Source organism: Vibrio sp. 811 (assembly GCF_033339195.1).
Window position 1 is genome coordinate 1 of sequence record NZ_JAWOUB010000385.1, and the last position, 716, is coordinate 716.

General features: G+C 50.6%; 1 protein-coding gene. It reads left to right on the forward strand.

The genetic code is table 11. From position 1 onward, the window contains the following. Nucleotides 1–716, forward strand: a 716-nt coding sequence (locus R7Q46_RS27035) for a divalent metal cation transporter (RefSeq protein ID WP_318078235.1), incomplete at both ends; no start/stop codon positions are given.

Below are 716 nucleotides of genomic sequence, written 5' to 3' on the forward strand. Positions count from 1 at the left end.
AAAGTCGACATGGCGTTTCCAGTATTGGCTTCGATCTTTATCACGTTTGGTATCGTGATGAACTTGTGGCGCATTGTGGGCGTTTCTGGCATGCGAATCCAAGACATTGCGAACAAAGTGGCGCCGGGTATGGGTTATGGTGTCGGTATTCTCCTTGCGCTTGGAGCTGTGGCGTTTAACTTTGGCAACGTAAGTGGCGCGGCGTTAGGCATTAATGTGTTAACGGGCGTGGACACGACTTGGGGTGCGCTGTTTACTGGTGTGGTCGGCTGTTTGCTGTTTGTGGTTCATAACGCCTCCAAACGAATGGACCAAATGGCTCGCTACCTTGGCTTGTTCATGATTGTTCTGATTGCATATGTGGCAATGACGAGCTTACCTCCGATGGGAGAGACACTAAGTGCAGCGGTGATGCCTATGGATGTTGGAAGCTTGCTTCTGCCTACATTGACTATCGTTGGTGGCGCAGTTGGCGGTTACTACACGGGTGCACAACGTCTAGTGGACATTGGCTTGAAAGGTAAAGAGAACGTACCTTCCATCACTTCAACGGCGTGGGCTGGTATCTCTATTGCGGTGGTTATTCGCGTACTACTGTTTTTAGCTGTATTTGGTGTTATCGCGACAGGCGCAACGTTGGATTCAGCTAACCCGGCAGCCGACGCTTTCCGTCAAGGTGCTGGCCAGCTTGGTTACTTCATCTTTGGCTTAGTACT